Source organism: Kineococcus gurbantunggutensis (genome assembly GCF_050871925.1).
GTDB lineage: Bacteria > Actinomycetota > Actinomycetes > Actinomycetales > Kineococcaceae > Kineococcus.
In genome coordinates, this window is sequence record NZ_JBJLSG010000229.1 from 1 (window position 1) to 5,586 (window position 5,586).

At 75.2% G+C, this 5,586-nt stretch carries 4 protein-coding genes; 1 reads left to right on the forward strand and 3 read right to left on the reverse strand.

What is annotated here, in order from left to right; all coding sequences use genetic code 11:
* Positions 1–50: 50 nt before the first annotated feature.
* The 3 genes from ppc to ACRYR7_RS23845 all read right to left on the reverse strand — a co-directional run bounded on the left by ppc (position 51) and on the right by ACRYR7_RS23845 (position 3,946).
* Positions 51–2,867, reverse strand: a complete 2,817-nt coding sequence (ppc, locus tag ACRYR7_RS23835) for a phosphoenolpyruvate carboxylase (protein ID WP_432574744.1) — start codon at positions 2,865–2,867, stop codon at positions 51–53.
* Between the two features lie 203 nt (positions 2,868–3,070).
* Positions 3,071–3,349 carry an HU family DNA-binding protein gene (locus ACRYR7_RS23840; protein WP_432574746.1) on the reverse strand — a complete coding sequence of 93 codons (279 nt, stop codon included), beginning with the start codon at positions 3,347–3,349 and terminating at the stop codon, positions 3,071–3,073.
* A gap of 186 nt (positions 3,350–3,535) precedes the next feature.
* On the reverse strand, positions 3,536–3,946 hold the full coding sequence (locus ACRYR7_RS23845) for a Fur family transcriptional regulator (protein ID WP_432574748.1): 411 nt from the start codon (positions 3,944–3,946) through the stop codon (positions 3,536–3,538).
* A gap of 201 nt (positions 3,947–4,147) precedes the next feature.
* Here ACRYR7_RS23845 and ACRYR7_RS23850 point away from each other — a divergent pair, with 201 nt between their 5' ends.
* Positions 4,148–5,542: a glycine--tRNA ligase gene (locus ACRYR7_RS23850; RefSeq protein ID WP_432574749.1), complete on the forward strand. Its 1,395-nt coding sequence runs from the start codon at positions 4,148–4,150 to the stop codon at positions 5,540–5,542.
* Positions 5,543–5,586: the final 44 nt, after the last annotated feature.

Here is a 5,586-nt window from a genome sequence, read left to right on the forward strand (position 1 = left end):
CGTCCCCCCGCGCGGGGGGACGGGGCCGCGGCGCGCGCGGGCGGGAGCGCTCAGCCGGTGTTGCGCATCCCGGCGGCGATGCCGTTGATCGTCAGCAGTAGCGCCCGGCGCAGCGCCGGGTCCACGCCCTCCCCGGCCGCCCGCGCGCGCGCCAGCAGGCTCACCTGCAGCGCGTGCAGCGGCGCCAGGTAGGCGTCGCGCAGCTCCAGCGTGCGGCGCAGCACCGGGGCCCCCTCCAGCAGGGAGTCCTGGCCGGTCACCCACAGCACCTGCTCCAGGGTGCGGGCGTGCTCGGCGCGGATGACGTCGAAGGCGCCGCGCTGCCCGGCGGGCACCAGCTCCTCCACGTAGTGCGCCGCGATGCCCAGGTCCGTCTTGGCCAGCGTCATCTGCACGTTGGAGACGAAGCTGCGGAAGAAGTGCCAGGTGGCGTACATCTCGCGCAGCGCCTCGCCGTGCCCGTCCGCGCGCGCCGCCGCCAGGCCCGAGCCCACGCCGAACCAGCCGGGCACGTTGATGCGGCTCTGCGTCCAGCCGAACACCCACGGGATGGCCCGCAGGTCCTCCAGCCCGCCGGTGCCGCCGGGGCGGCGCGAGGGGCGCGAGCCGATGTTGAGGTTGCCCAGCTCCTCCACGGGGGTGGCGGCCAGGAAGAAGGGCACCAGGCCCGGGTCGCGCACCAGCGCCCGGTAGGCGCGCTGGCCCTCCGCGGCGACCACGTCCATCGTCTGGTCCCACACGTCCAGCACCTCGCGGCCCAGGCGCGAGGAGCGGTGCAGCGTGGAGGCCTCCAGCGCCGCCGACAGCGCCACCTCGAGGTTGTGCCGGGCCAGGCGGGGCTGGACGTACTTGTCGGAGATCACCTCGCCCTGCTCGGTGACCTTGATCGGCCCGTCGAGCGTGCCGTACGGCTGGGCCAGGATCGCCTCGCCGGTGGGGCCGCCGCCGCGCCCCACGGACCCGCCGCGGCCGTGGAAGAGGCGCAGCACCACCCCGTGCCGGCGCGCCACGTCGCGCAGCGCCCGCTGCGCGCGGTGGATCTGCCAGCGGGAGGCGGCGATGCCGGCGTCCTTGGAGGAGTCGGAGTAGCCGAGCATGATCTCCTGCACGTCGCCGCGGGCGGCGACGACGCGGCGGTAGGAGGGGTCCGACAGCAGCCCCTCCAGCAGCTCCTCGGCGGCCTCCAGTTCGGTGACCGTCTCGAACAGCGGCACGAAGCCGATGCGCGCCACGTCGCCGGGGCCCTCGCCCTCGCGCCCGCCCTCGGCCAGGTCCACCAGGCCCACCTCGCGGGCCAGCACCACCACGGCCAGCAGGTCGTCCACGCCCTGCGTCATGGAGACGATGTAGCTCTCGATCGCGTCGTCGCCGAAGCGGTCCAGGCAGGTGCGCACGGTGGCGAACAGGTGCATCACCTGCGCGGGGGTGCCCGTCAGGGTGCGCACCGCCGCGCCGATGAGCGGGCGGTGCCCGGTCAGCTCCCGGCTCAGCAGCCGCCGGCGCGAGTCGCGGTCCAGCGAGGCGTACGGCTGCACCAGCTCGCCCAGGCGGTCGTACACCGCCGCCAGCGCCGCGTGGTGGCGCCCGGCGTGCTCGCGCACGTCCAGGGTGGCCAGGCCGAAGCCCACGGCGTGCGCGGTGCGCAGCAGCCGCGCCACCGACCCGTCGGCCACCAGCTCGCCGTCGTTGGCGCGCAGGGAGTCCTGCAGCACGAGCAGCTCGGCGACGAACTCCTCCGGCCCGGCGTAGTCCAGGCCGGGCACGTGCTCGGCGCCGGTGCGCAGCCGCGCCCGGGTGCCCTCCAGGCGTGCCAGCACGTAGGACAGCTCGAAGCGGTACGGCTCCTCGCCGTTGAGGCGCTCGCGGTCCGCGCGCACCTCCGGCAGCAGCTGCGCGTCGCGCTCCAGCAGCGCCGCCAGCTCCGGGGAGACCCCCACGATCTGCGTGGAGGCCGCCAGCTCGGTGCGCAGCTCGCGCACCGCGGCGCCCAGCACGTCCAGCGCGGCGTCGTGCATCAGGCCCAGCACCTCCAGCGTCACCTCGGGGGTGACGTTGGGGTTGCCGTCGCGGTCGCCGCCGACCCAGCTGCCGAAGCGCAGCGGGCGCGCACCGGCCGGCAGCGGCAGCCCGGCGCCGGCCAGGCCGACCTCCAGGTCCTCCAGCAGGTCCGGCAGCACGTCGGTGGACAGCGTGCGCAGGTAGTGCAGCGCCGAGCGGGCCTCGTCGGCGGGGCGGGGGCGCTCCACGCGCAGCTCGTCGGTCTGCCACAGCAGGTCCACCAGCTCCGCGAGGCGGCGGCGCCCGCGCACCGCGTCCAGCGGGCGCTGCGCCGGGTCCTCGGAGGCCTCGACGTTCTCGGTGATGCGCAGCAGCAGGTCCAGCACCGAGCGGCGGCTGGACTCGGTGGGGTGCGCGGTGAACACCGGCCGCAGCTGCAGCCGGCCCAGCACCTCGCGCACCTCGCCCGGGTCGGTCTCGCCGGAGGCCAGGGCGTCGCGCAGGCGCTGCAGGGTGCTGTGCAGGCCCTCCGCGGGGCGCCCGGCCAGCTCCAGGCCGCGGTGCAGCTGCTCGGAGGCGTTGGCGAGCTGGAAGTAGGCGGTGAACGCGCGCGCCAGGACGATCGCGGTGCGGTCGTCGACGCCGGAGAGCAGCTGCGCCAGCTTGGCGCCGTCGTCGGGCTCGCGCGCCAGGGCGCGCACCTGCTCCACGAGCTCGAGCAGGTCGGCGCCCTCGTGGCGGGTCAGGGACTCGCCGAGGAGCTCGCCGAGCCGGCGCACCGAGGCGCGCAGGGCCGCGTGGCCCTCGTCGGAGGAGACGCCGTCGACGGCCAGGGGGCCGTGGGTGGGGGTGTCGGTGCGCGTAGTCATGACTGCTGGCCTTCGCCTCCCTGCCGGTGCCGGGTCGACGCTGACCTCGCCACGTTGCTGCTGCCGTGGACCGCCGGACCGCGCGGTCGCGGCCGTCCACCCACCGGCCCGGGTGGGCGCGGCGCGGGCAGTCTTGCGCGTCCGTGCCGCCGGCGGGAAGCCGGGGCCGTGCCGGACGGGTGAGGGGCAGGGAGGCGGGGCCCTCAGGAGCCGGCGGCGGCGGCCTTGAGCTTGGAGCCGGCGGTCAGCTTGGCGCCGAAGGAGGCGGCGATCTCGAGGGTCTCGCCGGTGCGCGGGTTGCGGCCGGTGCGGGCGGCGCGCTCGACGCGCTCGACCGTCATCAGGCCGGGCAGCTTCACGGCGTCGCCCTTGGCGACGGCGTCGAGCAGGACGTCGCCGAAGGCGGCCAGGACGGAGTCGGCGTCGGACTGCGAGACGCCGCTGCGCTCGGCGACGGCGGTGATCAGCTCGGAGCGGTTCACGTGCTCTCCCGTGGGTGTGGGGGTCGGGGTTCGGCGCACGACGTTACCCGCCGTGACGCCGGTGGCCGCTCAAGGGCGGCGGGCGCGGCGCGGCGGCCTGCTGCTACGGCGGCCACGGGCGGGCGCCGCGCGGCCGCGCCGGGGCGGCTCGGGAGCGCCGGGGCGGCTCGGGAGCGCCGGGGCGGCTCAGGAGCGCTGGGCCGCGGCGGCGCTGCACGGGGCGCACACGCCGAAGACCTCCACGACGTGCTCGACGGCGGTGAAGCCGTGCTCGGCGCCGGTGCGCTTGGCCCAGGACTCCACCTGCGGGCCCTCCACCTCCACCGTGCGCCCGCACGAGCGGCACACCAGGTGGTGGTGGTGCCCGGTGCTGCAGCGGCGGTAGACGGCCTCGCCGTCGTCGGTGCGCAGCACGTCGACGTCGCCCTCCTCGGCCAGGGCCTGCAGCGCCCGGTACACGGTGGCCAGCCCCACGCTCTCGCCGCGCGCGCGCAGCCGGGCGTGCAGCTCCTGCGCCGAGAGGAAGGCCTCCGCCTCGTCCAGGACCGCGGAGACGGCGGAACGCTGCCGGGTGGACCGGCGGGCCGGGGTGACCACGGCTGCTCCTCTCGCCGCGCCGGGGGCGCGACCTTCGACCCGGGGGGACTGCGTCCCGCGACTGTACGTCACCGCTCGCCCGCGCGGCGGGCGCGTCCGCTCACCGCGTAGCCTTGCTGACCGCCCCGCCACCGTGGCGGGGCGCCGCGCCGGACCCGGCGCGGTCAGGTCCGCCGACACCCAGCCGGATGGAGATCCCGCGTGGCTCAGCCCAGCTCCGCCTCCCGCCTCGACGCCGTCACCAACCTCGCCAAGCGGCGCGGCTTCGTCTTCCCCAGCGGGGAGATCTACGGGGGCACGCGCTCCGCCTGGGACTACGGCCCGCTGGGCGTGGAGCTGAAGGAGAACATCAAGCGCCAGTGGTGGCGCACCATGGTCTCCTCCCGCGACGACGTCGTCGGCCTGGACTCCTCGGTCATCCTGCCCCGGCGCGTGTGGGAGGCCTCCGGCCACGTGGCGGTGTTCACCGACCCGCTGGTGGAGTCGCTGGTGACGCACAAGCGCTACCGCGCCGACCACCTGCTGGAGGCCTACGAGGCCAAGCACGGGCACCCGCCGGTCAACGGCCTGGCCGACGTGGTCGACCCCGACACCGGCGTGCGCGGGCAGTGGACCGAGCCGCGCGAGTTCTCCGGCCTGATGAAGACGTACCTGGGCCCGGTGGACAACGAGGAGGGCCTGCACTACCTGCGGCCCGAGACCGCTCAGGGCATCTTCGTGAACTTCGCCAACGTCATGGGCTCGGCGCGCAAGAAGCCCCCGTTCGGCATCGGCCAGATCGGCAAGAGCTTCCGCAACGAGATCACCCCGGGCAACTTCATCTTCCGCACCCGCGAGTTCGAGCAGATGGAGATGGAGTTCTTCGTCGAGCCCGGCACCGACGAGCAGTGGCACGAGTACTGGCTGCAGGAGCGCATGTCCTGGTACGTGGGCCTGGGCATCGACCCGGGCAACCTGCGCTTCTTCGAGCACCCGGCGGAGAAGCTGTCGCACTACTCCAAGCGCACCGTGGACGTCGAGTACCGCTTCGGTTTCACCGGCTCGGAGTGGGGCGAGCTGGAGGGCATCGCCAACCGCACCGACTACGACCTGTCCACGCACTCGCGCGAGTCCGGCGTGGACCTGTCCTACTTCGACCAGGCCAAGGGCGAGCGCTGGACGCCCTACGTCATCGAGCCGGCGGCGGGCCTGACCCGCTCGCTCATGGCCTTCCTCGTCGACGCGTACTCCGAGGACGAGGCCCCCAACACCAAGGGCGGGGTCGACAAGCGCACGGTGCTGCGCCTGGACCACCGCCTGGCCCCGGTCAAGGCCGCGGTCTTCCCGCTCTCGCGCAACGAGCAACTCTCGCCCAAGGCGCGCGACCTGGCCACCGAGCTGCGCCGGAACTGGAACGTGGAGTTCGACGACGCCGGCGCGATCGGGCGCCGCTACCGCCGCCACGACGAGGTCGGCACGCCGTACTGCATCACCGTGGACTTCGACACCCTGGAGGACCAGGCCGTGACGATCCGCGAGCGCGACACGATGGCGCAGGAGCGCGTGGCCCTGGACCGGGTCTCGAGCTGGCTGGGCAGCCGCCTGCTGGGCGCCTGAGCCCTCCCGCTCCACCGGGGGCGCCTCCCGCCGCGGCGGGAGGC